Below are 25,377 nucleotides of genomic sequence, written 5' to 3'. Positions count from 1 at the left end.
CTCAGGCACTCCTTCCCATGAGCAGTTCGGCGCGGGTTTCTTCGGCCAACCGATAGGTCATCTCCCGGCGCCACTGTGGCAGGCCGTGGATGTCGTCGTGGTAAAGCTCCGGGGCGATGGCCGCATCCAGCGCGGCCTCAAGGCCCTCCGGATCCGGGTGGCTGGCGGCGTCGAAGCGCAGTTGCACCGGCCGTTTGGTGGACGCGGTGACGGTCAGCACCAGGGTTTCGTCGGGATCCAGCCGGCCGATCAGCAGGACGCCGGAGCGGCCCAGATTGCTCAACGACAGCCGGCGGAAGGCGGTTCTGGCGGACAGTGCGCTCGCCGGCAGGTGGATGCTGCGCAGCAGTTCGCCGGGCAGCAGCGCGTTGGCCGCATCGCCCGTGACGAGTTCGGCGACCGGCATCCGGCGGTGGGTGCCGTGCGGGCCGAGGATGGTGGCGATGCCATCCAGGCCTGCGCACAGCGAGGTCATCGGTCCGGCCGGCAGCGCAGTGCAGATGTTGCCGCCGACCGTGGACATGTTCCAGATCTTGAAGGAAGCCACGAAGGAATCGCAGCAGGGCCGCACCAGCTCCAGCGCCGGCCACTTGTCCGCCAGCCTGGCGGCGCCGTTGGTTCCGATTGTGCCGGCGTGGACCGGTGAGTCCGGCAGTTCGTAGAGGGTGGCGATGAGGCAGGTGGCGGCCAGTTCGATTCCGTCGTCGTTGACAGTGATCGGCTCCCAGCCGGCCGAGCCGAGGTCCAGCAGGCGGCGCAGGGTGGAGCTGCCGTAGGAAAACAGCACGGTTCCGCCGGCGAGCCAGGCATCTCCTTCGCGCCAGTCGCCGGGATCCGTGGTGGGAACCACGGCCTCGATTGTGTTCATGTCCATGGAGGACTCCTATATATACGTAACGTTATGGTCTGCCGCTGAGCGCCAGGGAAGCGCTGTGTGCGGCAGAACTGGTGGTTTCCGGAATGCGTGGGTGCGCGGTTCCGAGGGGTTGGATGGGCGCGCTGGTGTGGACGGGACCGCTGCCGGGAACGGGCACGTCGCTGTGGATCGGTCCGTTGCGCCGGGACAGCGGGAGTCCCGTGGCGGCCGGGTTGCGCGAGGCGATGATGTGGGCCGTGATGGACACCGCCGCCTCGGCGGGCGTGACGGCCTGCAGGTCCAGACCGATCGGCGAATGGAGCCGGGCCAGTGCTTGCGGTGCCACGCCCTCGGCCAGCAGGTCCCGCACCCGCTGGGCATGGCTGCGCTGCGAGCCCATCGCACCCAGGTAGGCCAGGTCCAGCTCCAATGCCGTGCGCAGCAGTGGGATGTCGAACTTGGGATCGTGCGTGAGGACGCAGACCACCGTCCGGGCATCGGTCCGGCCGGCCGCGGCCTCGCCGGCCAGATACCGGTGCGGCCAGTCGCAGACCACCTCGTCTGCTACCCGGAAGCGCCGCTGCTGGGTAAAGGCGGGCCGGGCGTCGCACAGCGTCACCCGGTAGCCGAGCAGTTTCGCGGCCGGCAGCAGGGCCTCGCTGAAATTGTTGGCGCCGAAGACCAGCAGCCGCGGCGGCGGCAGCCGGGTCTCCACCAGCAGCGCCGGCGGTTCGTCCCCGCAGTCCGTTTCCGACGGCGACATCCGCAGAAGCCCACTGACCCCCTGCCTGAGCAACCCTGCGAGCTGTACGCCTGCAGACCGGGCCGCAGCGGCGGAGCCGGTCAGGGACTCCAGTCCGTCCGCATGGTCTCCGGGCAGGAAATGCTGCGGGCCGGGCACGAGCACCGCGCCGTTGCCGCCGGCATCGATCCGCCGCACCACGGCCAGCGGCTCCAGAGGCCCGAACGCCGCCAGCCGGGGGAGCACGGCACCCAGCCGCGCCCCGCCGTCGTCGTTAGTTGTTGCTTTTACCGGCTGGAGGTGGACGTCCAGCTCGCCGCCGCAGGTCAATCCGACGGCGAACGCGTCCTCGGGACTGTAGCCGAAGTTCTCCGTCCGCGGCCGCTGGTCCGCGATCACGTCCAGCGCAGCAGCGACAACGGCGCCCTCCACGCAGCCGCCCGAGAGCGAGCCGAGCACGCTGCCGCTGCCGGAGACCAGCATGGAGGTGCCGACCGGACAGGGAACGGAACCGCTGGCGGCAATGACGGTGGCCACGGCATAGTTGTCCCCGGCCGCATCCAGCCAGGCGCCGAGCTCCGCACCGAGATTCAGCATTGGTCTAGTCCTTTCATTCCGCGGCCGGTGCCGGAGCTTGCCGGCACCGGCCGTAGCGGTTATCCGCCGAGCAGGTCGCTGATCGGGCCGCGGGCGAAATACACCAGGAACCCAGCCGCCACCAGCCACATCAGCGGATGGATCTTCTTCGCGCGCCCGCTGGCCGAGTTGACCAGGACCCAGACGATGAAGCCCACGCCGATGCCGTTCGCAATCGAGTAGGTCAGCGGCATGGTGATCATGGTCAGGAAAGCGGGCATGCCCACGGAGAACTTCTTGAAGTTGATCTCGCGGATCTGCGCGCTCATCAACGTACCGACGACGACGAGGGCGGAGGCCGCCACCTCGATCGGCACCACGCTGGTGAGCGGAGTCAGGAACATCGCGCCGAGGAAGAGCACGCCGGTGATCACCGAGGCCAACCCGGTGCGGGCGCCCTCGCCGATGCCGGCGGCGGAATCGACGTAGACCGTGTTGGAAGAACCGGAGGTGGCACCGCCGGCCACCGCGCCGATGCCCTCAACGATGAACGCCGACTTCAGCCGAGGGAAGGTGCCGTCCTTGTGCGCCAGCCCGGCGCTCTTGGCCAGTCCGGTCATGGTACCCATGGCGTCGAAGAAGTTGGTGAAGACCAGCGTGAAGACGAGCATGGTGGCGGCCAGTCCGCCGATCCGGGCGAAGGAGCCGAAGATGTCGAACTCTCCCACCAGGGTCAGGTCCGGTACCGCGAAGATCTGGCCGGCGAGCACCGGAGTGTTCAGATGCCAGCCGCCCGGATTGGTGTCGGACGCCGGCCCCAGCTGCAGGGTGGCTTCGAGGACCGCGGCCAGAACCGTGGTGGCGACGATGCCGATCAGGATGCCGCCCTGGACCTTGCGGGCCACAAGGATGCCGATGATCAGCAGCCCGGCTACGAAGACCAGCGTGGGCACCGAGGTGATTGAGCCGTTGTTGCCCAGCTGGACGGGCGGGCCGCCCTCGGTAGCGCGGACAAAGCCGGAGTCCACAAATCCGATGAAGGTAATGAACACGCCGATGCCCACGGTGATGGCGGCCTTCAGATCCTTGGGGATGGCCCGGAAGATCGCGGTCCGGGCGCCGGTCATGCCGAAGATGACAATGAGGACGCCGTTGATCACCACCAAGCCCATGGCTTCGGGCCAGGTCACGTCCTGGATGACGGCGACGGCGAGGAAGGAGTTGATGCCGAGCCCGGCGGCGAGGCCGAAGGGCAAGTTGGCGATCAGGCCGAAGAGGATGGTCATCACGCCGGCGGTCAGGCCGGTGACGGCGCCGACCTGCGCGGCCGGCAGCCAGTTCCCGGCCACGTCCATGGGAGCGGAATCGGCGCCGAAGCCGCCGAGGATCAGGGGGTTGAGGATCACGATGTAGGCCATCGTGAAGAAGGTGACCAGTCCGCCGCGGAATTCGCGCCCCAGGCTGGAGCCGCGCGCGGTGATCTGGAAGTAGCGGTCGATGAGTCCGCGGGGTTGCAGGCCGGCCGGGGGAGTGCCCGGTGTGCCGGGAGCGCCCTGCTGGGCATTGTCGGTACGGGTTCGCGTACGGGGCTGGATTATGGCCATGACGGCACCGCCTCAGTAATCGATCCGAGTCGCCAGACTGTTCCATATATTGAAGGGTTCGAGATGCCCTGTGTCCCCTGGTTCGCCGGTCTCGCGGACCACGGGCATCAGCCGGCGCTCCACCGGGGTGTCGAAGTAGTCGTAGAAGACGGCGTCATCAAACCCGGCACGGGCAGCATCGTGGCGGTCCGCGGCAAACACCACGCGGTCGATCCGTGCCCAGAGCGAGGAGGCCAGGCACATCGGGCAGGGCTCGCAGCTGGAGTAGAGCACGGCTCCGCTCAGGTCGAACGTGCCCAGGCCCTGGCAGGCGGTGCGGATGGCCGTGACTTCGGCGTGCGCTGTGGGATCGTTGTTCGCGGTGACGCGGTTGACGCCCTCGAAAATCTGCCCGTCCGCGGCAACCACGATGGCGCCGAAGGGCCCGCCGGCATTGCGGACATTGTTGGAGGCGATTTCGACGGCCTTGGCCAGATATTGGCTGGTGGAGATAGTGGTGGTATTCATGGTGGCGACTCCCTGTTATCGGGAAGCAGGCCACGGCATGGCACCAGACGGCGCGGGCGGCGACCTCAGCTTCGACGATTGCTGTTTAGGTTAGTAGCGCCCGGTAGATAGCTCCCGTAGATGGGAACCCGCCTTTGGCAATCAAACTCTAACAGCTGCGAGTGACTAAGGCCACACCTTTTGTGGAATTTCTTTTTTGGGATGTGAAAAAGTGCTGGAGACTTAGCTCGCTGCGGCTGCGTTCAGCTGCGCCGAGATCTGCTCCGCGGCACTCTGCAGGAGGGGCACCGCCCGCTTGGCAAAGGCCTCATCAACACGCGAAACAGGTCCCGAAACGGAGATGGCCATGGGGGTGGGGGCATCCGGTACGGCCATTGCGAAGCAGCGCACGCCGATTTCCTGCTCCTGCTCATCAATGGAGTAACCGCGCTCGCGGATGTTCTTCAGCTCCAGCATGAGGTCGGAGATATTGCCAATGCTCATCTCCGTGGGAGTCGGCATCCCGGCGCGGGTCACGATGTCGCGGACGGTGTCGTCTTCCAGCTGGGCGAGAATGGCCTTGCCGACGCCGGTGTCGTGCGTGTGGGCGCGGCGGCCGACTTCGGTGAACATGCGCATGGAGTGCGGCGATGGCACCTGGGCGATGTAGACCACCATCTCGGAGTCCAGTACCGCCATGTTCGCCGATTCGCCCAGTGTCTCAACCAGGTTCTTCAGGTGCGGACGCGCCAGCGAACCAAGCTGCTTGTTAGCCACTTCGCCCAGGCGGATCAGCCGCGGGCCCAGCGAGTACCGCCGGTTGGCGAGCTGCCGGACGTAGCCCAGCGAAACCAGGGTGCGCAGCAGCCGGTGGATGGTGGGCAGGGGCAGCGAAGTGAACGACGACAGTTCACTCAGGGTGACCTCGCCGCCGGCATTGGTGATGAGCTCGAGCAGCTCGAAAGCCCTCTCGACTGACTGGACGCCTCCGCTGGCTTTTTCTGCCATGGGAACTCACTCTCACATTGCTTGAAAATATCCACTTCGTGGAACTGCTCTCTCAAACATACCGCAAACTGCTGATTAATTTCCGCCTGTCGAAAGAAAATGTTGCAGGGGTGGTTGTATTTCCACTTCTTAGATAATAATATCCATAATACGGAAACTACTAAGGCCGGTCCGGCCCCAGAAACAGAGGAGAATCAATGGCGACTCCCAGCCCCGGGTACTCGATAACCCTGCGTGTGGAAACCCCTGCCAGCTTCACCGCTACCAGCGAGCTCGCAGCCGCTGTTGCCGCCGCCGGTGCAGCCATCACGGCGCTTGACGTGACCGAAAGCCACCACGACACCATGGTCGTGGACATCAGCTGCAACACCGTTGACGCCGCCCACGGCGAGCGTGTCAGCGCTGCCCTGGACGAGCTCGACGGCGTGCAGGTCCGCAAGGTCAGCGACCGCACTTTCCTCATGCATCTCGGCGGCAAGCTGGAGGTCGTCCCCAAGGTTCCCCTGCGCAACCGCGACGATCTGTCCCGCGCCTATACCCCCGGCGTCGCACGTGTCTGTATGGCGATCGCCGAGAACCCCGACGACGCACGCCGCCTGACGGTGAAGCGCAATACGATCGCCGTGGTCACGGACGGTTCCGCCGTACTGGGTCTGGGCAACATCGGCCCCGCCGCCGCGCTGCCGGTGATGGAGGGCAAGGCCGCACTGTTCAAGCAGTTCGCCGACGTCGACGCCTGGCCGGTCTGCCTGGACACCCAGGACACCGAGGAGATCATCAAGATCGTCAAGGCCCTGGCGCCCGTCTATGGCGGCGTGAACCTGGAAGACATCGCCGCTCCGCGCTGTTTCGAGATCGAACAGCGCCTGCGCGATGAGCTCGACATTCCGGTCTTCCACGATGACCAGCACGGTACCGCGATCGTCACGCTGGCCGCGCTGCAGAACGCGCTGAAGGTAGTCCGCAAGAAGATCGAGGACGTGAAGATTGTGGTGGCCGGCGTCGGCGCCGCGGGCAACGCGATCATCCAGCTGCTGAAGGCGCAGGGCGCCCTGAACATCATTGCCTGCGGCCGCAACGGTGCCATCAGCCGCACCGAGACCTACACCGATGCGCACAGGACTTGGCTGGCCGAGAACACCAACCCGGACAACTACACCGGAACCTTGCACGATGCCGTGGCCGGCGCCGACGTCTTCATCGGCGTCAGCGGACCGAACGTGCTGGGCGAGGAACAGGCGGCCACGATGGCCGACGACGCCATCATTTTCGCCATGGCCAATCCCGATCCCGAGGTGGATCCGGCGATCGCCGCGAAGTACGCCGCCGTCGTCGCTACCGGACGCAGCGATTTCCCCAACCAGATCAATAACGTGCTGGCCTTCCCCGGGTTCTTCCGCGGGCTGCTCGACGCCGGTGTCTCGGACATTACGCCCGAGATGCTGGTCGCCGCGGCCCACGCCATTGCGGACCGCGTGTCCGCCGAAGAGCTCAACGCCAGCTTCATCATTCCCAGTGTTTTCGACCCCCACGTGGCACCCGACGTCGCCGCAGCTGTAGCGTCGGCCGCAGCGGCCAAGTAAAGGAAGGCAACATCATGACTCTCACCGTGACCAACAATGCACCAGTACCCGGAGCCGAGAGGATCCTGACGGCCGAAGCCCTGGGGTTCGTGGAAAAGCTGCACCAGAAGTTCGCCGCCACCCGTGACGGCCTGCTGGCGGAGCGCGTGACCAACCGGCAGAAGGCCGCGGCCTCGGGCGGGCTGGACTTCTTGCCCGAAACCAAGCATGTCCGCGAGGGCGACTGGAAGGTTGCACCGGCACCGGAGAAGCTGCAGGACCGCCGGGTGGAAATGACCGGACCGGCATCACCGGCGAAGATGGCCATCAACGCGCTGAACTCCGGCGCCAAGGTCTGGCTGGCCGACCTGGAAGACGCCTCCACCCCCACCTGGCCCAACGTCGTAGACGCACTGGCGAACCTGACCGCCGCCGCACGCGGTGAGCTCTCATTCACCTCGCCCGAAGGCAAGGAATACCGGCTGCGCACCGACGCTCCGCTGGCCACCGTGGTCATGCGCCCCCGGGGCTGGCACCTGCCGGAAAAGAACATCCAGGTCGACGGCCAGCCTGCCGTCGGCGCGCTGGTGGATTTCGGCCTGCACTTCTTCCACAACGCCCAGTACCTCCTTGAGCGCGGCGACGGTCCCTTCTACTACCTGCCGAAGACCGAAAGCTACCTCGAGGCCCGGCTCTGGAACGACATCTTCTCCTTCGCCGAGGCCGAGCTGGGCCTGCCGCAGGGTTCGGTCCGCGCCACGGTGCTGATCGAAACCATCCCGGCCGCGTTCCAGATGGACGAGATCCTGTACGAACTGCGCGAGCACGCCTCCGGCCTGAACGCCGGACGCTGGGACTACCTGTTCAGCATCATCAAGTACTTCCGCGAGGCCGGCGAAAGCTTCGTCATGCCGGACCGCGCCTCTGTGGCGATGACCGCGCCCTTCATGCGGGCCTACACCGAGCTGCTGGTCAAGACCTGCCACCGCCGCGGCGCCTTCGCCATGGGCGGCATGGCCGCTGTCATCCCGAACCGCAAGGAACCCGAAGTCACCGAACAGGCCTTCGCCAAGGTCCGGGCCGACAAGACCCGCGAAGCGAACGACGGATTCGACGGTTCCTGGGTGGCCCACCCGGACCTGGTCCCGGTCTGCCGCGAGATCTTCGACTCGGTGCTGGGAGAGAAGCCCAACCAGGTTGACCGCCTCCGCGACGAGGTCGAGGTCACCGCGGCCCAGCTGCTGGACGTGTCCTCCGCCCAGGGCGAGGTCACCGAGGCCGGCCTGCGCCTGAACCTCTACGTGGCCGTCGCCTACACCGCCGTCTGGATCTCCGGCAACGGCGCCGTCGCAATCCACAACCTGATGGAGGACGCCGCCACCGCGGAGATTTCCCGCACCCAGGTCTGGCAGCAGCTGCACAACAAGGTCACGCTGGCCGACACCGGCAACACCGTGACGCGCGAACTGGTGGAGCGCATCCTCACCGAGGAGACCGAGAAACTGCGCGGTGAAATTAACGACGCCGACAAGTTCGCCAAGTACTACGAGCCGGCAAGCAAGCTGATCGCGGACCTGACCATCGGCGAAGGCGATTTCGTGGAGTTCCTTACGCTTCCGGCCTACGAGCTGGTTTCCTGATGGCGGCCAAGCTCGCCCTCTCCAGCGCCGTTACCGCCAGGATCGACGCGGACCTGGCCGCCACCGACGAGCTGCTGTCCGCCGCCTACCCGGGCGAGGGCAGCGGCCGCCAGCCGGTCCACACGGTCTACGTCCCGGCCGACTCCTTCGCCCTGGGCCTGGCCGCGCGTTGGGGCGGCGACGCGCTCGCCGCGGTGAAGGAACACGGCGGCCTGGAGCAGCTGGCCACCTCCCTCGGCCTGGGGGAGAGTGCCCAGCTGGCCGAACTGGTCCGCCGCAAGCTCGAAAGCGAGCCCATCGAGGACCTGCGGCTGGACTTCGAGGACGGCTACGGCAACCGCCCGGACGAGGAAGAGGACGCCGACGCGCTGAAGGCCGGTGCCCTCGTGGCGCAGGCCGTCGCCGCCGGCACCGCGCCGCCGTTCATCGGCATCCGGTTTAAGTGCTTCGAAGAGCCCACCCGCGCCCGCGGCCTGCGCACGCTGGACCGGTTCATCGGTGCCCTCGTGGAGGAGTCCGGAGAGCACGGCCTGCCGCAAGGCCTGGTGCTGACGCTGCCCAAGGTCAGCACGGTAGCCCAGGTGCAGGCCATGGTCTTCGCCTGCGAGCAGCTGGAGCAGGCGCACAACCTGCCCGCGGGACGGCTGCGCTTCGAGGTGCAGATGGAAACCCCGCAGCTGATCCTCGCCGCGAACGGCACGGTACCGGTGGCGCAGCTGATCCACGCCGGCGCCGGCCGGGTCAGCTCGCTGCACTACGGCACCTATGACTACAGCGCATCGCTGGGCATCGCGGCCGCCTACCAGTCCATGGAGCACCCGGCTGCGGACTACGCCAAGGCCGTCATGCAGGTGGCCGTGGCCGGCACCGGCGTGCACCTCTCGGACGGGTCAACCAACATCCTGCCGCTCGGCGACGCGGAGAACGTGGCCAAGGCCTGGGCGCTGCACGCACGCCTGGTCCGCCGGCACCTGGAACGCGGCATCTACCAGGGCTGGGACCTGCACTCGGCCCAGCTGCCCACCCGCTTCCTGGCCACCTACGCCTTCTACCGGGACGGCTTCGAGGCCGCCGCGGTGCGGCTGAAGAACTATGTCCACGGCATCGACAGCGCCATCATGGATGAACCGGCAACGGCACGCGCCCTGGCCCGCTTCCTCCACCGCGGACTGGTCTGCGGCGCCGTCGAAAGCAACGAGTTCGAGCGGCTGGCCGAGGTGTCCGTCGCCCAGCTCGAGGCCATCGCCCATCCCCAATCCGCTTCCACCAGCGAGGAAACCCATGACTAAGCAGAACACGCAGTACTTCGCCAACCCGGCCGGCCACCCGCCGCAGACGGACCTGCTGACCGACCGCGCCATCGTCACCGAGGCCTACACGGTGATCCCGCGCGGCGTCATGCGCGACATCGTCACCAGCGTGCTGCCCGACTGGGAGGACACCCGCGTCTGGATCCTCAACCGCCCGGTCGCCGGCGGTGCCACCACCTTCGCCCAGTACCTGATGGAGGTCGCCCCGGGCGGCGGTTCGGCCAAGCCCGAGGCCCAGAGCACGGTGGAGGGCTTCATCTTCGTGGTCGACGGCGAACTCAGCGTCACCATCGAAGGCGAAAACCGGGTCCTGGCCCCCGGCGGCTTTGCCTACGCGCCGGCCGGTTCCCAGTGGCAGGTGAAGAACGACGGCGGTGCTGCCGCCAAGTTCCACTGGATCCGCAAGGCCTACCAGGCCCTGCAGGGCTACACCGCGAAGCCGGTGTTCGGCAACGAGCAGGACCTGGAGCCGAACCCGATGCCGGGCACGGACAACAAGTGGCGCACCACCCGGATGCTGCCGGTGGATGACCTGGCGTACGACATGCACATCAACATCGTCACGTTCGAGCCGGGTGCCTCCATCCCGTTCGCCGAAACGCATGTCATGGAGCACGGCCTGTACGTGCTCGAAGGCAAGGCGGTCTACCGGCTGAACGAGGACTGGGTCGAGGTTCAGGAGGGCGACTACATGTCGCTGCGCGCGTTCTGCCCGCAGGCCTGCTACGCCGGCGGTCCATCCAACTTCCGCTACCTGCTGTACAAGGACGTGAACCGCCAGATCGTCCTCTGACAATCACAACCGGCCGCTGCGGCCGGACAAGACTGCTCCGCCCCCGTTTGAGAGTCCGGGGGCGGAGCTATTTTGTCTTAATTCGGGGATTCCTCTGGCTCGCCGGGCTCCCAGCGCAGCAGATCTCCGGGCTGGCACTCCAGTACCTCGCACAAGGCGGCGAGCGTGGTGAAGCGCACCGCCTTGGCACGGCCGTTCTTGAGCACAGCGAGGTTGGCGGGGGTGATGCCGACGCGTTCCGCGAGCACGCCCACGGGCATCTTGCGCTTGGCCAGCATCACGTCGATGTCGACGATGATGGCCATCAAATCACCTCGTCCAGCTCGGTCCGCAGGTGCTTGGCTTCAACGTCGCGGGCTACAGCCTGCGCCAGGAGCTTCCGGAGCACGAGGACGATCAGCGCCATCCCGGCGATCAGCAGGGACGCCCCGCAGATCAACAGGACGATGCCGGGAGCAATACCGCCAGGTGCCAGCAGCACGGCAAGCCCGAACATGAGGACCGACGCCGCCGCTACCGCGCCGAAGATGGTGTCCACGTACCGGAAGGCGCGGTGGGAGAAGACCGTTCCCCGCCGCACCATCGTCAGCAGCTTCCAGACGCAGACCATGGTGACCTGCACGGTGACGATGCCCAGCACCACGATCACGAGGAACAGGATGCGCATTGCGGTGGGCGCGCCGGCCTCCGCCAGATCAGTGGAAATCAGCGGCACCATCCACACCTGGATGAACAGCGAGCCGGCGAGCAGCAGGGTGAGCACCAGGCGCAACGCCAGGACCGTTAGCTTTCCCAATGGTGTCTCCTTATGTCGAATAACAAGGTAAATCTATCGAGAAACAGTAGAACAAGCAACTAGGCGACTGATTGGTGGAAAAGAGTTTCCGTTTTACGGAAAAGAAGCTTGACAGTGCTCGCGGTCACTCGTTACGCTTTTCGTAGAGCAAAAGTAAACTTCCACAATCTGGAATAAGTGAATCCCGAGGAATACCAATGTCTTACACCGTGAACTGCTCCATCCTCTTCACCGAACTGCCCCTGCTGGAACGCCCCGCGGCCGCCGTCGCCGCCGGCTTCGACAGCGTGGAGTTCTGGTGGCCGTTCGCCGAGTCCGTTCCCGGTGACGCCGACGTCGCGGCATTCGAACGCGCGATCAACGACGCCGGCGTCCAGCTCACCGGGCTCAACTTCAACGCCGGCGACATGCCGGGCGGGGACCGCGGCCTGGTGTCCTGGAAGGGGCGCGACGCCGAATTCCGGGACAACATCGCCGTCGTCGCCGGTATCGGTGAGCGCCTGGGCTGCAAGGCCTTCAACGCGCTCTACGGCAACCGCCTGGACGAGTACACCCCGGAGGCGCAGGATGAGGTGGCGCTGGCCAACCTCGTCGCCGCGGCCGAGGGCGTCGCCGCGATCGGCGGGACCGTCCTGCTCGAGCCTGTTTCCGGCGCGGAGCGCTACCCGCTGAAGACCGCGCAGGACGCACTCGATGTGATCGGCAAGGTCCACGCCGAGGGCCCGCAGAACATCAAGCTCCTCGCCGATTTCTACCACCTGGCCGTCAACGGCGACGACGTGGCGGCAGTCATCGAAAACCATGCCAAGGACTTTGGCCACATCCAGATCGCGGACAACCCCGGCCGCGGCGCCCCCGGAACCGGCGAACTGCCGCTCGGCGAATGGATCTCCCGCAGCCGCCAGCTCGGCTACCAGGGCCCCATCGGACTCGAGTACAAGGCACCGGCCGAGCAGGCCTTCGGCTGGCTCATCCGCTAACCGCCCGCCTGACCGACTCTCAGCACAGACTCTTACCGACCAGCACGAAGCAAAGGACTTTCATCATGACCAACGTTGCAGTTATCGGACTCGGCATCATGGGCCTGCCCATGGCCATCAACCTCGTCAAGGCCGGCCACAGCGTTACCGGCTTCAACCGCAGCCAGGACAAGATCGACAAGCTCGCAGCCGAAGGCGGCACAGGTGCCAACAGCATCGCCGACGCAGTGAAGGACGCCGACGTCGTTATCACCATGGTGCCGGACTCGCCGGACGTGGAAGCCGTGGTCACCGGCGAGGAAGGCGTCTTCGCCAACGCCAAGCAGGGCGCACTCTGGATCGACGCCAGCAGCATCCGCCCCGACGTCGCCGTCCGCCTCGCCGAAGAGGCCCGCGCCGCAGGCATCCGTCCGCTGGACGCCCCGGTTTCCGGCGGCGAGCAGGGCGCCATTGACGGCGTGCTCTCCATCATGGTCGGCGGCGAGGCGGCCGACTTCGAAGCCGCGCAGGATGTTTTCGACGCCGTGGGCAAGACCATTGTGCACGTGGGTCCCTCCGGTTCCGGCCAGACGGTCAAGGCTGCCAACCAGCTGATCGTCGCCGTGAACATTGAAGTCCTCGGCGAGGCCATCGCCTTCCTCGAGGCCTACGGCGTGGATACCGACGCCGCACTCAAGGTGCTTGGCGGCGGCCTGGCCGGCTCGAAGGTGCTGGAGCAGAAGGGCCAGAAGATGCTGGACCGCAACTTCGACCCGGGCTTCCGGCTCGCCCTGCACCACAAGGACCTGGGCATCGTCACCTCCGCCGCCCGCGAAGCCAACGTGGCCATCCCGCTTGGCGCCGCTGTTGCACAGCTGGTCGCCGCCACCGTCAACCAGGGCGACGGCGGACTGGACCACTCGGGCCTGTTCAAGCAGGTCCTGCAGCTTTCCGGCCGGAAGTAAAAGCACCCCGGCGGCAGGCCGGAACCGCACCCAAGATAAGCAGCCGGCGTCGTAATTTGGCGATGCCGGCTCCACCGAACACACCCAAAAACAGCCCGCCCAAGGGCTCCACCACAGGCTTTCAAGGAGATTCCCATGACCAAGATGCGCACCGTAGACGCTGCCATCGCCATCCTGGAAAAGGAGGGCGCCACCGAGGCGTTCGGCCTGCCCGGGGCGGCCATCAACCCCTTCTACTCCGCCATGCGCGCCCACGGCGGCATCCGCCACACGCTGGCCCGCCACGTTGAGGGCGCGTCGCACATGGCCGACGGCTACTCCCGCGCCGCCGACGGCAACATCGGCATCTGCGTGGGCACCTCCGGCCCCGCCGGCACCGACATGATCACCGGGCTGTACGCGGCCTGGGCCGACTCCGTGCCGATCCTCTGCATCACCGGCCAAGCGCCGGTGGCAAAGCTGCACAAGGAAGACTTCCAGGCGGTGGATATCGAGACCATCGCGAAGCCGGTGACGAAGATGGCCATGACCATCCTGGAGCCGGCGCAGGTTCCCGGCGCGTTCCAGAAGGCCTTCCAGCTGATGCGCTCCGGCCGTCCCGGACCGGTGCTGCTGGACCTGCCCATCGACGTGCAGATGGCCGAGATCGAGTTCGACATCGACACGTACGAGCCGCTATCGGTGGAGAAGCCGAAGGCCTCGCGCAAGCAGGCCGAAAAGGCGCTGGACATGCTCACCGCAGCGGAGCGCCCGCTGATCGTGGCCGGCGGCGGCATCATCAATGCCGGCGCTTCCGCGCAGCTGGTGGAACTGGCCGAACTGCTTAACATCCCGGTCATCCCCACCCTGATGGGCTGGGGCACCATTCCGGACAACCACCGCCTGATGGCCGGCATGGCGGGCTTGCAGACCTCGCACCGCTACGGCAACGAGAACATGCTGGCTTCCGACTTTGTGATCGGCATCGGCAACCGGTGGGCCAACCGCCACACCGGCGGCTTGGACACCTACACCAAGGGCCGCAAGTTTGTGCACATCGACATCGAGCCCACCCAGATCGGCCGCGTCTTCGCGCCGGACCTGGGCATCACCTCGGACGCCAGCGCCGCACTGGAAATCCTGCTCGAGGTTGCCAAGGAACGCAAGGCCGCCGGCAAGCTGCCGGACTACTCCGGCTGGGCGGGCGAATGCGCCGAGCGCAAGGGCAAGCTGCAGCGCAAGACCCACTTCGAGAACGTGCCGATCAAGCCGCAGCGCGTGTACGAGGAGATGAACAAGGCCTTCGGCGAGGACACCACCTACGTGTCCACCATCGGCCTGTCGCAGATCGCCGGCGCACAGCTGCTGCACGTGTTCGGCCCGCGCCGCTGGATCAACGCCGGCCAGGCCGGCCCGCTGGGCTGGACCGCTCCGGCCGCCCTCGGTGTGGTGCGCGGCAAGCCGGACGAGACCGTGGTGGCCCTGTCCGGCGACTACGACTTCCAGTTCATGATCGAAGAGCTGGCCGTGGGCGCGCAGTTCCAGCTGCCGTACATCCACGTGGTGGTCAACAACTCCTACCTGGGCCTGATCCGCCAGTCCCAGCGCGGCTTCGAGATGGATTACCACGTCTCGCTGGCCTTCGAGAACGTGAACTCCCCGGAGATGAACGGCTACGGCGTGGACCACGTCAAGGTGGCCGAGGGCCTGGGCTGCAAGGCCGTGCGGGTGGAGAACCCGGAAGACCTCTCCGCCGCCTTCGACAAGGCCCGCGCGCTGATGGCCGAGTACAAGGTGCCGGTGATCGTGGAGGTCATCCTGGAACGCGTCACCAACATCTCCATGGGCACCGAACTGGACAACGTGAACGAGTTCGAAGGCGTGGCCGAGACCGCTGCCGACGCTCCCACCGCCATCATGGCTCTGCAGGGCTGAACCTGCCATGAAAGTGGTGATTGCACCGGATAAGTTCAAGGGCTCGCTCACCGCCCCGGAAGTGGCCGCGGCGGTGGAGCGGGGCCTGCGGGCGGTCGCCCCGGACATCCAGGTCACCAACGTTCCCGTGGCCGACGGCGGAGAAGGCACCCTTCAGGCCGCCGTCGGCGCCGGGTGCACGCGGCATCTCGCCACCGTTGCCGGACCGACCGGCATGCCGCTGGAGGCGGCCATCGCGGTCAAGGGCCAACAGGCCGTGATCGAAATGGCCGCGGCCTCCGGGCTGGATGTGCTGCCCGGCGGCCGGCTGCAGGCACTCACCGCCACCAGCCGCGGCACCGGGGAACTGATCAGCGCGGCCCTGGACCTGGGCTGCACCAGCATCGTCCTCGGCGTGGGCGGCAGCGCCTGCACCGACGGCGGCGCCGGGCTGCTCCAAGGCCTGGGTGCCATCCTGAAGGACGACGGTGGACGCTTCCTTCCGCGCGGCGGCGCGGCTTTGGCGCGGCTCGCCGAGGTGGACCTGTCCGGCCTGGATCCGCGGCTGGCCAGGGTTTCCTTCGTGCTCGCCTCGGATGTGGACAACCCGCTGCTGGGCGAGAACGGTGCCGCCGCGGTCTTCGGCCCGCAGAAGGGCGCCTCGGCGGAGGACGTGGCAACGCTGGACGCCGCCCTGGCCCAGTTTGTGCGGGTCCTCGGGCCCGAACTGGGAGCGGGCACGGCCGCCATGGCGCACCTGCCCGGCTCCGGTGCCGCCGGCGGCGTTGGTTTCGCGGCACTGGCAGTGCTGGAGGCGCAGCGGAGGCGCGGCATCGACGTCGTTATTGATTTGACCGGCCTGCGGGACAAACTCGCCGGGGCGGACCTGGTGATCACGGGCGAGGGCAGCCTGGATACCCAGAGCCTGGAGGGCAAGACGCCTATCGGTGTGGCCACTGAAGCCGCGGCGGCCGGCGTGCCCGTTTTCGCGGTCTGCGGCCGTACACTTTTGTCGGACACTCAGTTGGAATCGGCAGGGCTTGCGCAAACGTACGCCCTGACGGATCTTGAAAGTGACGTCTCCGTCTGCATGACCGAGGCGGGCAGGCTGCTCGAACGCATCGGCGCGGAGATCGGACGGCGGCTGCTGGCGGGTGATACCGCGGGCGGCAGGGAACTGGAAGCTCAGAGGGGAGCATAAGTGGGCGGCGAAGGAACTTCACGGGAATACGACCTGGTCATTCGGGGCGAGCGGATCCTGACGACGGCGGGGGTCGCCGCACGAGAGGTCGGCGTGCGGGATGGCTCGATAGTGGCCATCGAACCGCTGGGCAATGGGCTGCGCGGCCGCGAGATTCTTGAGCTCGCCGCCGACGAGACGCTGATCCCCGGGCTGGTGGACACGCACGTGCACGTCAACGAGCCGGGCCGCACCGAGTGGGAGGGTTTCGCCTCCGCCACCCGGGCCGCTGCCGCCGGCGGCGTGACCACCATTATCGACATGCCGCTCAACAGCATCCCGCCCACGGTCAACGCCGCCGCGTTGGAGGAAAAGCGCAACGCCGCCCGGGATCAGGCCTTTGTGGACGTGGGCTTCTGGGGCGGGGCCGTGCCCGGCAACACCGGAGACCTGCGGCCGCTGCACGACGAGGGCGTCTTCGGCTTCAAGTGCTTCCTGCTGCACTCCGGCGTGGACGAGTTCCCGCCGCTGGACGCGGACGAGATGGAAAAGGACATGGCGGAGCTGAAGAACTTCGACTCGCTGATGATCGTCCACGCCGAGGATTCGCGGGCCATCGAGCGTGCGCCGCATGCCGAGGGCGACCAGTACCAGCGTTTCCTGGCCTCCCGCCCGCGCGGCGCGGAGAATGTGGCCATTGCCGAGGTGATCGAGCGGGCCCGCTGGACCGGCGCCCGCGCCCACATCCTGCACCTGTCCTCCTCGGACGCGCTGCCGATGATCGCCAGTGCCAAGCGCGACGGCGTGAAGCTCACCGTGGAGACGTGCCCGCACTACCTGACGCTGCTGGCAGAAGAAATCCCGAACGGCGCGACGGCGTTCAAGTGCTGCCCGCCCATCCGCGAGGCATCCAACCGGGAGTTGCTGTGGAAGGGCCTCGAGGACGGCATCATCGACTGCATCGTCTCGGACCATTCGCCCAGCACCTTGGACCTGAAGGACCTGGAGAACGGCGACTTCGGCGTGGCCTGGGGCGGCGTTGCCTCGCTGCAGCTGGGGATCTCGCTGATCTGGACCGAGGCCCGGCAGCGGGGGATCCCGCTGGAACAGGTAGTGGACTGGATGTCCCGCCGCCCGGCCGAGCTTGCGCGGATGACGCGGAAGGGCCAGCTGGCGCTGGGTTACGACGCCGACTTCTCCGTCTTCGCGGCTGACGCGAGCTTCGTGGTGGACGCGAAGAAGCTCAAGCACAAGAACCCGATCACGCCCTACGACGGCAAGCCGCTGGCCGGCGTCGTCCGTCGGACGTTCCTGCGCGGCGCGGAGATCGACGGCGAGACGCCCACCGGCCGGCTGATCCGCCGCGGCACCGCCTGAAGTCCGGGGCCGATCCGCCCCTCCGCGGCGCCCCTCCGGCGTCGTCCCTCTAAGCCCGGCAGGCCGCGGCTACGGTCCCGGTCTGCCGACCAAAATGCTGCCAGCGCTGGATACTGAACGCAGGCAAGAAAATGGAGGCCTTCCCCTCGTGAACTGGTCCTCGAAAGTTGGACTGGCCAAGAAAGAGCCTACGCTGCAAGGGTCTGAGCATGTATTGCACCGGGCTCAAACTGGCTCATCGGAATCGAGGGTGTAAATAGCGTTGGCGCGTCGGTGCCCGGATAAAAGTCGAGGTCTTTCGATGATGGAAGTTCCTACACTGTCCGAAAGACCTCGACATGCCCAACGCTACCTTCGATGCTCCTGACCTGACCACCTTCTGCCGTCTCGATGAACTCGGTCTGGAAGCCGTCGGTCAGCAAGTGCGTACCGGGTACGTGGTACTGGAGTGCCGGGTGAATGACCCGGACGACTGGTGCCATGGCTGCGGTTCTCCAGGCATGCCCAGGGATACCGTGAAGCGAAGACTCGCGCATGAGCCCTTCGGCTGGCGGCCGACGACGTTGTTGGTGCGGGTCCGTCGCACCGGTGCACCGGCTGCGGGCGGACGTGGCGGCAAGATACTTCCAAATCAGCCGAGCCACGAGCGAAAATCTCCCGCCAGGGGCTGCGGTGGGCGCTGGAAGGCATCGTCATCAACCACCTCACCGTCAACCGGATCGCGGCAGGCCTGGGAGTGTCATGGCATACCGCCAACAACGCTGTCCTGGCAGAAGGCAAGCGCGTGCTCATCGATGATCCAGCCCGCTTTGACGGCGTGAGGGTCATCGGCGTGGACGAGCACGTCTGGCGCCATACCCGGCGCGGGGACAAGTACGTCACCGTGATCATCGACCTCACCCGATCCGGGACGGCACGGGACCGGCGCGCTTGCTGGACATGGTCGAGGGCCGCTCGAAGCAGGTGTCCAAACAGTGGCTCGGCGACCGGCCTCAGCAGTGGCGGGACGGGATCGAGGTCGTGGCCATGGACGGGTTCACAGGCTTCAAGACAGCCGCCGCCGAAGAGCTGCCCGACGCGGCACCGGTGATGGATCCCTTCCATGTCGTCCGCTTGGCCGGCGACGCCCTGGACTGGTGCCGGCAGCGGGTCCAGCAGCAGATACACGGGCACCGCGGCCGCGCGGGCGAATCGCTCTACCAATCCAGAAGGACGCTGCACACCGGCGCCGGGCTGCTCACCGAGAAGCAGACCGCACGGCTCACGGACTTGTTCACCGATGACAGGCACGTCGAGGTCGAAGCGACCTGGGGCATCTACCAACGCATGATCAGCGCCTACAGGGAACCGGATAGGAAAGCCGGGAAGAAGATTATGCAAGCAGTGATCCATGCCCTCAGCCGCTCAGTTCCCGCCGTACTGACAGAGCTGATCACGCTCGGCCGGACCTTGAAGCGACGTGCGCCCGACATTCTGGCGTTCTTCGACCGACCAGGGACCAGCAACGGCCCCACCGAGGCGATTAACAGGGCGACTCGAACACCTCCGCGGCTCAGCCCTCGGATTCCGCAACCTAACCAACTACATCGCCAGATCACTACTCGAAGCCGGAGGACTCAGACCCGGATTACACTCTCGATTCCGATGAGCCCTCAAACTCTTGAGTTTTGTCGAGATCCTTTCGGCGTTGTACCAGCGGATGTATTCCTTCAGCTGCTGCACCAAGGCGTCGCTACTGAGGAAGCGTGCGTGGTTGAAGAGTTCTTCCTTGCGGTGTCCGAAGAAGTTCTCCATCACCGCGTTGTCATAGCAGTTGCCCTTGCGGGACGTCGATTGGACGGCGCCGGCGTCCTTCAGGAGTTTCCGCCACGAGACGTGCTGGTACTGAAAACCCTGATCCGAGTGCACGAGTGGCTTGTCGCCGTCCCGAAGTGTCGCCATGTCAGGAGTCCTGGGCGCTGGCCGAAGGTCAGGATGTCGGCGTGGAGAACCCGGTAATCGGGCAGGTTGAAGATCGCGGTGGCAGCATCGGGGCGCGCGGCAGTAAGCTCGGTCAAGGCTCGTAGTTCCTGTCAGTGATGAATGCGTCGAGAACATCCATCACAGCAGGGCTACGGGCCCTTCACATAACTGGCCCGGTACCCGTTTTCACCACGAACCACGGAGAGCCGGCAAGACGGCAATGCTCTGGCCGTGGCCTGATCGGGGTTGATTGCGGCCCCAGCATACGGGCCGCAATCTTCTAAGGCCGCGCTCGGAAGTAGGCGGTCCTGGCACGGTTCCCGCCATAACCAGTAGCCAGTTCGGTAGAAATCGCCACACCTAACCGACTGAACCATCAGCCGGGGCAGCGCCGATGGAGGCGAACCAGGACCACGCTAAGAGAAGCCCTGAATCGTCAGGGGTCTAGCGGCCCTTTGCTATTCCGGCAGATGCGTGAACGGACGGTTGGCGTTGGGGAGAGGGACTCCGCAAAGATCAGTTCAGTAGACGGCGCCGGGTTCCGCCTGCGGGAGCACGTACTGCCAGTCCGACAGAACGTTGCGCCAAAATCCTAAACGAATGCGTACTTCACGCCGCTCCTGGACAAAAATGGACAAAAACAGCCACGGGATTGATACTGTCCTTGTGATACTCCTACGTTTTAGAGTAGAAAACCATCGAAGCATCCGCCACGAAGTGGAGCTTTCCCTCCTGTCGTCGCAGCACAAGGGCGTGCTTCCCGCGACCAGCTGGTCCGACTCGACCTTGCGGATGTGCGGCATATATGGCGCTAACGCTTCCGGCAAGTCGACGATCATTAACGCTCTTTCCTTTTTTAGAAACGCAGTCGCATACTCGGCGACATACTGGACCGGCAAGAACAAAGGTGTTCCTCATCAGCCTTTTGCCTTGGATGAAGATTCAAAAAATCGGCCCTCCAGCTACTCTGTCGATGTTGTAATTGACGACGTTCGTTACGAATATGGTTTTTCCACGTTGGGACAAAGAGTCGAAACGGAGTGGATGTACTCATACCCGGAGGGCCGTCCCCGCATTCTCTTCGAACGCAATCCTCATCACCAAGACGGATATAAGTTCGGCCCATCTTTCAGGGGCGGTTCAGCAAACATCGTTAGAGCCACGGGAAAAACTGAGCTTTTTCTGTCGAAGGCTGCCGCCATGCAGCATCCATTTCTCATGAACTTTCACGAGCAGCTGACAGACGGTATCGTGGTCACACGCTTCAGCGAAGTCGACCGACGTAATCGCGTCGGTGAAATTACTGCAGGACTGATTTCTGGTGAGGTTCTATTTTCGGATATCATCGCGCTCCTTCGTATGGCTGACGTGGGAATCTCTAATGTGGAGGTAGCAACAGAAGAGATGCCTGAGCGCATGCGTAGAATCATGAAAGCGATCATGGCTGTCGACCTATCCGATGAGGACTCCAAGGACGATGATGATAGGTCAGAACATGTGGAGTCCGATGATTCGGATGACTCCATAAGCGCAGAGCTTGAGGACACGCTGCAGAGGAACTTGGAGTTTCGCCACGTCGGCTACGGCGGTAAAGACTTTGTTCTGAGCGAGCACGTGCAAAGCACTGGAACCATGTCATGGCTAGCCCTGGCCGTTCCCGCATTGGAATGCCTGCGGAAAGGTCGTGTGCTCCTAGTCGACGAGCTTGATGCCAGTCTTCACCCCCAGCTCGCCCAAGCCCTTCTGCAAATGTTCCGGGATCCAGAAACGAACCCCAATGGGGCCCAGATCATATTCACCACGCACGACACTTACTACCTATCACCGACCTCACTGACGCCACTCCGCGATGACGAGGTGTGGTTTACCGAGAAAACAGAAGGTACGACTGACCTATATTCACTGGCGGACTTTTCCACTCGTACCAACGAAAACTTTGCACGAAAGTATTTGGCGGGACGATATGGGGCAATTCCTGCTGTAGTGCCGTCACTGGCGTCAGACTTGGTCAGGCCGTCAGTCCCCTCGAAAGTTGGAGAAGTGTGAAGCCCAACCGGGACATAGGCCGAAAACCTAAGAAACGTCGAGAGCGTACCCGGGTACTTGTTGTTACTGAAGGAACTCAGACGGAAAAGCAGTACTTTGAGCTTCTTGGGCAATATTTGAGGACGAAGGGGGTCCATCATTGGCCGACTGCTGTCAAGGGGATCGGCCGGGATCCGCTCAGCGTGGTCAAGGCTGCAGTGTCGAAGCGGGATGCAGATGATGAAACCTACGACTCCGTATGGGTAGTTGTGGACGTGGATGAACACACTACTTTGGTAGAGGGTATAGCTGAGGCCGCCGCGCAGAATATTCGCATCGTAGTGTCGAATCCCTGCTTCGAGATTTGGCTTCTTTGGCATATGCAGGATCATCGTCGAGCCGACTCTGGCGCAGCCATTCAGCGCCTTCTGAAGGAAGCTGGGCACAACGGTAAGTCGGTGTCCGCATCGTTCCCGGTAAACGAGTTCCCCCGTGCCTCCGAGCGAGCGCTGGCCGCGGACAGGGCATCCTGTTGTGGCTGCATTGGCTCGTGCCCGTCCAGTGCCATGCATGAACTCCTGGACTATCTTGTGCGCTCCTAAACTATCGGGAGGCCTTCCCCTGGTGAACTGGTCCTCGAAAGTTGGACTGGCCAAGTAAGAGCCTACGCCGCAAGGGTCTGAGCATGGTATTGCACCGGGCTCAAACTCTTGAGTTTTGTCGAGATCCTTTCGGTGTTGTACCAGCGGATGTATTCCTTCAGCTGCTGCGCCAAAGGAAGAACTCTTCTACCACGCACGCTTGCTCAGTGCGACGCCTTTGAAAACCTTGATAATTGCGGCTTTGAGATCAACCGGAGGATCCGGGGCATTCGCTGTAATTCTGATTCGGGTTTTTGCGCGGTCCCGGGATTTGTTCTCGGGTGGCCCTTCGGCTCCGGGCGTAGTCCGTCTTCGCCCTCGCTTCGGTATTGACGAGCCCACCTATCGATCAGCTGCGGAGAGGACAGCTGGAGCTCTTTCGTTAGGGCGACCCTGCCCTCTCCTGAAAGATACCGCTGCATAGTTTCGAGTTTGAACTCGAACGAGAACAACCGCTTCGTTGGTTTGGTCACCAGCGTCGTACCTCCGCGAACTCACCATCGGTCGTGTAACCGGAGGATCGCTTGCTCGCCCACCCCGAGCCTCGTCGCTACAGCTTTAGCACCCCAGCCGGTTTCAAACAACGCTACCGCGGCCTCGCGTTGCTCCTCGGATAACGAACTGACCTTATACATAAACTGCTCCCCGAAAATTAGAACTAAATTCTCAGTCCAACTTTCGGCGAGCAGTTCAGCGGGGGAAGGCCTCCATCAGTATTAGCTGGGGTGTCAGTTCACGCCGAGCGATTCGCGCAGCCGTGCCACGTGGCCCTTGGCGTCCACGTTGTACTCGGCCAGGCGGACGTTGCCCTCAGGATCGACGACGACGGTGCTGCGCAGCGTGCCGGTGAACGTCTTGCCGTTGAACTCCTTCTCGCCAAACGAGCCGTAGGCCTTGGCCACCTCGTTGCCGGTGTCAGAGAGGAGCGGGAAGGTCAGTGACTCGGCCTCGGCGAAGTCCTGAAGCGCTTCGGGCGCGTCAGGGGAGATGCCGACGACGTCGAAACCGGCGGCCTGCAGCGAGTTCAGGTTGTCGCGGAAATCGCACGCTTCCGTGGTGCAGCCCGGGGTGGCGGCCTTCGGGTAGAAGTAGACCACCACATTGCGGCCGGCGTAGTCGGCCAGCGACACCTTGCTGCCGGAGGCATCGGGCAGCGTGAAGGACGGGGCGGGGGTTCCTGGCTGGAGTTGCGTCATGGAGCAGTCCTTTTCGTATTGCGGAAGTTCTTTATTGCATTGCGAGAACTTTTTCCAGTCTATTCTCTACGGACCACCTTAGTCCAGAGTGACCGGGCCCAGCTCCGCCAGCAGCTCGCCGGGTCCCGGGTTGTCTTCCGCGCACTTGCCGCCGAGGTGGTTGACCACGCCCCAGACCGCATTCAGTCCCGTCGTCACGGCACCCTCTGCCCAGCCCGCCGTGAAGGAAACGTCGTCCCCAGCGAGGAAGATGCCGCGCTGCCGGGCAGGCAGTTGGTCCTGCTTGAAGTGCGTGAACAACCGCTGCTGGTAGCGGTAATGGCCGGGCAGGTTGGCTTTGAACGCACCCATGAAGTTCGGGTCGGCCTCCCAGGAGACGGTGATCGGCTCGCCGACAATGTGCGAGGCGATATTCACTTCGGGATAGATCTGCGCCAGCGAGTGCAGCATCAGCCGGACCCGCTCGTCGGCATCGAGCGAAAGCCACTTCAGGGCGTCGTCGTTCCAGGTATAGGAGAGCAGGATGACCGCCGGCTTATCCGGCCCGTTGTCCAGCAGGTAGGTGGCGCGGGGGAGCCGGTCGGTCAGGGTCATGCTGAGCACTTCGCGGCCGGTCGCCGGGTCGCGGTCCTTCCAGAACGGCCGGTCCACCATCACGAAGGTTTTGGAGGACTGCATGTAGTGGTTGCGCTCGATGGCGGTCCACAGGCCCGGCTCGAAGAGCGCTTCCTCGGTGTGGATCCGGGTGGAGAGCAGCCACGTCTGGCAGGTCACTACCGCCGAGCGGTAGCTGGCACTGTGGCCCCATTTGTCCGCGATGACGATGTCGCCGTCGGGATTTTCGTCGGTGGGGGCGGCGCGGGTAATGCTTGCCACGGCACCGCGGGCGCTGCCGCGGTGGAGACTGGCCAGCGAGGTCCCGGCCGGCCAGAAGGCACAGTCCTCGGGTGCGTGGTTCCAGAGCGCTTCCGGCAGCCGCTGGGCTCCGCCGACGATGCCCCGATGCAGGTCGTCGGCGTCGGTGTAGACCACGCGCAGGATTTCCAGGATGGAGTTGGGGAAATCCGTGTCCCAGCCGCCGGTGCCGAAACCGACCTGGCCGAATGCCTCGCGGTGTTCGAATCCGGCGGCCTTGAAGGCGCGGCTGGCGGCGATGAATCCGTAGAATGTCTGCTCGTCGAACTCCGGCAGCATCGCGTTCCACAGTTCCTTGATGCGGGCGGTGTCGCGTTTCCGGATGGCCTGCTGCATCTCGTCGAAGGACGCGTGCTCGCGCAGCGCCGCCTTCCACGCATCGGCCACCTCGCAGAAGAACTCCGGCAGGTCTTCGGGCTGCTCGGCGTAGTGTTTCTGCCCGCCCAGCTCGATGACAGTGCTGGTAGTGGGCCCGGACAGCGGGTTGGGGAACTCGGTGGTTTCCAGCCCGAGCTTGTCCACGTAGTGGTAGAAGGCCCTGCCGGAAACCGGGAAGCGCATGCCGCCCAGGTCCGCAACGACGTCGGGAGCCCCGGGGAATGCGGCCGTCTTCAGCCTGCCGCCGATCGAGCCGGCCTCATAGACAACCGGCTTCAGCCCCAGTTTCATCAGCTCGTACGCCGTCACCAGTCCGGACAGCCCGGCGCCCACCACGGCCACTTCCGTTCCGTGCAGGTGCTCCGGGACGGAACCCAGCCCGGCGGGGTGGGCGAGGTAGTGGTCGTAGCTGAACGGGAAGTCCGGGTTCAGCATGGTGATCGGATTCTCGTCCGCGGCGGCCGGGGCGTGGAGTTCGGTGGCCAGTGTCATGGTGCTTAGCTTTCGGTTGCT

The 25,377-nt window shown here is 65.0% G+C and carries 23 protein-coding genes and 2 pseudogenes; 12 read left to right on the top strand and 13 right to left on the bottom strand.

Annotated features, from left to right (window positions below; genetic code table 11):
- Position 1: 1 nt before the first annotated feature.
- The 5 genes from AC5RWO_RS04775 to AC5RWO_RS04755 all read right to left on the bottom strand — a co-directional run bounded on the left by AC5RWO_RS04775 (position 2) and on the right by AC5RWO_RS04755 (position 5,272).
- Positions 2-874, bottom strand: a complete 873-nt coding sequence (locus AC5RWO_RS04775) for an FAD binding domain-containing protein (protein ID WP_498729774.1) — start codon at positions 872-874, stop codon at positions 2-4.
- Between the two features lie 25 nt (positions 875-899).
- Complete coding sequence (locus tag AC5RWO_RS04770; RefSeq protein WP_498729773.1) at positions 900-2,195, bottom strand: XdhC family protein; 1,296 nt, start codon at positions 2,193-2,195, stop codon at positions 900-902.
- A gap of 59 nt (positions 2,196-2,254) precedes the next feature.
- Positions 2,255-3,778 (bottom strand): NCS2 family permease, encoded by a 1,524-nt coding sequence (locus AC5RWO_RS04765; protein ID WP_498729771.1) that lies wholly within the window; start codon positions 3,776-3,778, stop codon positions 2,255-2,257.
- Positions 3,779-3,790: 12 nt separating this feature from the next.
- On the bottom strand, positions 3,791-4,285 hold the full coding sequence (locus AC5RWO_RS04760; protein ID WP_498636053.1) for a nucleoside deaminase: 495 nt from the start codon (positions 4,283-4,285) through the stop codon (positions 3,791-3,793).
- A gap of 222 nt (positions 4,286-4,507) precedes the next feature.
- On the bottom strand, positions 4,508-5,272 hold the full coding sequence (locus AC5RWO_RS04755; protein ID WP_498729769.1) for an IclR family transcriptional regulator: 765 nt from the start codon (positions 5,270-5,272) through the stop codon (positions 4,508-4,510).
- A 197-nt stretch (positions 5,273-5,469) separates the two neighbouring features.
- Here AC5RWO_RS04755 and AC5RWO_RS04750 point away from each other — a divergent pair, with 197 nt between their 5' ends.
- The 4 genes from AC5RWO_RS04750 to AC5RWO_RS04735 are packed head-to-tail and all read left to right on the top strand — an operon-like array spanning position 5,470 to position 10,577.
- Positions 5,470-6,855 carry an NAD-dependent malic enzyme gene (locus tag AC5RWO_RS04750; protein ID WP_498729767.1) on the top strand — a complete coding sequence of 462 codons (1,386 nt, stop codon included), beginning with the start codon at positions 5,470-5,472 and terminating at the stop codon, positions 6,853-6,855.
- A gap of 14 nt (positions 6,856-6,869) precedes the next feature.
- Positions 6,870-8,474: a malate synthase A gene (gene aceB, locus AC5RWO_RS04745; RefSeq protein WP_498729765.1), complete on the top strand. Its 1,605-nt coding sequence runs from the start codon at positions 6,870-6,872 to the stop codon at positions 8,472-8,474.
- Positions 8,474-9,763 carry a DUF6986 family protein gene (locus tag AC5RWO_RS04740; protein ID WP_498729763.1) on the top strand — a complete coding sequence of 430 codons (1,290 nt, stop codon included), beginning with the start codon at positions 8,474-8,476 and terminating at the stop codon, positions 9,761-9,763. Before aceB ends, AC5RWO_RS04740 begins: the two co-directional genes overlap by 1 nt.
- Positions 9,756-10,577 carry a bifunctional allantoicase/(S)-ureidoglycine aminohydrolase gene (locus tag AC5RWO_RS04735; protein WP_498729762.1) on the top strand — a complete coding sequence of 274 codons (822 nt, stop codon included), beginning with the start codon at positions 9,756-9,758 and terminating at the stop codon, positions 10,575-10,577. The genes AC5RWO_RS04740 and AC5RWO_RS04735 overlap by 8 nt, the downstream gene beginning before the upstream one ends.
- 77 nt (positions 10,578-10,654) lie before the next feature.
- On the opposite strand, the gene AC5RWO_RS04730 is transcribed toward AC5RWO_RS04735, so the two are convergent.
- Both AC5RWO_RS04730 and AC5RWO_RS04725 read right to left on the bottom strand, forming a co-directional pair.
- On the bottom strand, positions 10,655-10,882 hold the full coding sequence (locus AC5RWO_RS04730; protein WP_498729761.1) for a helix-turn-helix domain-containing protein: 228 nt from the start codon (positions 10,880-10,882) through the stop codon (positions 10,655-10,657).
- Complete coding sequence (locus tag AC5RWO_RS04725) at positions 10,882-11,373, bottom strand: DUF2975 domain-containing protein (protein ID WP_498729760.1); 492 nt, start codon at positions 11,371-11,373, stop codon at positions 10,882-10,884. Before AC5RWO_RS04725 ends, AC5RWO_RS04730 begins: the two co-directional genes overlap by 1 nt.
- Positions 11,374-11,570: 197 nt before the next feature.
- Here AC5RWO_RS04725 and AC5RWO_RS04720 point away from each other — a divergent pair, with 197 nt between their 5' ends.
- The 6 genes and pseudogenes from AC5RWO_RS04720 (at position 11,571) to AC5RWO_RS04695 (ending at position 19,395) form a co-directional block, all read left to right on the top strand.
- On the top strand, positions 11,571-12,353 hold the full coding sequence (locus tag AC5RWO_RS04720) for a hydroxypyruvate isomerase family protein (protein ID WP_498729759.1): 783 nt from the start codon (positions 11,571-11,573) through the stop codon (positions 12,351-12,353).
- A gap of 65 nt (positions 12,354-12,418) precedes the next feature.
- A complete protein-coding gene (locus AC5RWO_RS04715) occupies positions 12,419-13,297 on the top strand; it encodes a 2-hydroxy-3-oxopropionate reductase (protein WP_498729758.1) in 879 nt (292 codons plus the stop codon).
- Positions 13,298-13,432: 135 nt separating this feature from the next.
- Positions 13,433-15,211 carry a glyoxylate carboligase gene (gcl, locus tag AC5RWO_RS04710; RefSeq protein WP_498729757.1) on the top strand — a complete coding sequence of 593 codons (1,779 nt, stop codon included), beginning with the start codon at positions 13,433-13,435 and terminating at the stop codon, positions 15,209-15,211.
- A 7-nt stretch (positions 15,212-15,218) separates the two neighbouring features.
- Positions 15,219-16,391, top strand: coding sequence for a glycerate kinase (locus AC5RWO_RS04705; RefSeq protein ID WP_498729756.1), 1,173 nt, complete (start codon positions 15,219-15,221; stop codon positions 16,389-16,391).
- Entirely contained in the window at positions 16,392-17,747 is a 1,356-nt protein-coding gene (allB, locus tag AC5RWO_RS04700) for an allantoinase AllB (protein WP_498729755.1), read from the top strand.
- A 338-nt stretch (positions 17,748-18,085) separates the two neighbouring features.
- A pseudogene (locus AC5RWO_RS04695) lies at positions 18,086-19,395 on the top strand (ISL3 family transposase).
- Here AC5RWO_RS04695 and AC5RWO_RS04690 read toward each other — a convergent pair.
- Positions 19,329-19,541, bottom strand: a complete 213-nt coding sequence (locus AC5RWO_RS04690) for an IS3 family transposase (protein WP_498730096.1) — start codon at positions 19,539-19,541, stop codon at positions 19,329-19,331. The pseudogene AC5RWO_RS04695 and the gene AC5RWO_RS04690 overlap by 67 nt on opposite strands.
- 798 nt (positions 19,542-20,339) lie before the next feature.
- Between AC5RWO_RS04690 and AC5RWO_RS04685 the strand changes: the two genes are divergently transcribed.
- A complete protein-coding gene (locus tag AC5RWO_RS04685; RefSeq protein ID WP_498729754.1) occupies positions 20,340-21,755 on the top strand; it encodes an AAA family ATPase in 1,416 nt (471 codons plus the stop codon).
- Positions 21,752-22,336: an RloB family protein gene (locus AC5RWO_RS04680; RefSeq protein ID WP_498729753.1), complete on the top strand. Its 585-nt coding sequence runs from the start codon at positions 21,752-21,754 to the stop codon at positions 22,334-22,336. Before AC5RWO_RS04685 ends, AC5RWO_RS04680 begins: the two co-directional genes overlap by 4 nt.
- A gap of 62 nt (positions 22,337-22,398) precedes the next feature.
- Here the strand turns inward: AC5RWO_RS04680 and AC5RWO_RS04675 are convergent.
- The 5 genes and pseudogenes from AC5RWO_RS04675 to AC5RWO_RS04655 all read right to left on the bottom strand — a co-directional run.
- Positions 22,399-22,503: pseudogene (locus AC5RWO_RS04675) on the bottom strand (IS3 family transposase); the annotation flags it as partial.
- Between the two features lie 36 nt (positions 22,504-22,539).
- Positions 22,540-22,848: a helix-turn-helix domain-containing protein gene (locus tag AC5RWO_RS04670; protein WP_498729752.1), complete on the bottom strand. Its 309-nt coding sequence runs from the start codon at positions 22,846-22,848 to the stop codon at positions 22,540-22,542.
- Between the two features lie 21 nt (positions 22,849-22,869).
- Positions 22,870-23,010, bottom strand: coding sequence for a helix-turn-helix domain-containing protein (locus AC5RWO_RS04665; RefSeq protein WP_498729751.1), 141 nt, complete (start codon positions 23,008-23,010; stop codon positions 22,870-22,872).
- A 93-nt stretch (positions 23,011-23,103) separates the two neighbouring features.
- Positions 23,104-23,571 (bottom strand): thioredoxin-dependent thiol peroxidase, encoded by a 468-nt coding sequence (gene bcp, locus AC5RWO_RS04660; RefSeq protein ID WP_498729750.1) that lies wholly within the window; start codon positions 23,569-23,571, stop codon positions 23,104-23,106.
- Between the two features lie 78 nt (positions 23,572-23,649).
- Entirely contained in the window at positions 23,650-25,356 is a 1,707-nt protein-coding gene (locus AC5RWO_RS04655) for a flavin monoamine oxidase family protein (RefSeq protein ID WP_498729749.1), read from the bottom strand.
- Positions 25,357-25,377: the final 21 nt, after the last annotated feature.

This window comes from Arthrobacter sp. B055-34 (genome assembly GCF_059090425.1).
The sequence above is the reverse complement of the archived record's forward strand: the minus strand, read 5'-3'. Positions and strand labels throughout refer to the sequence as shown.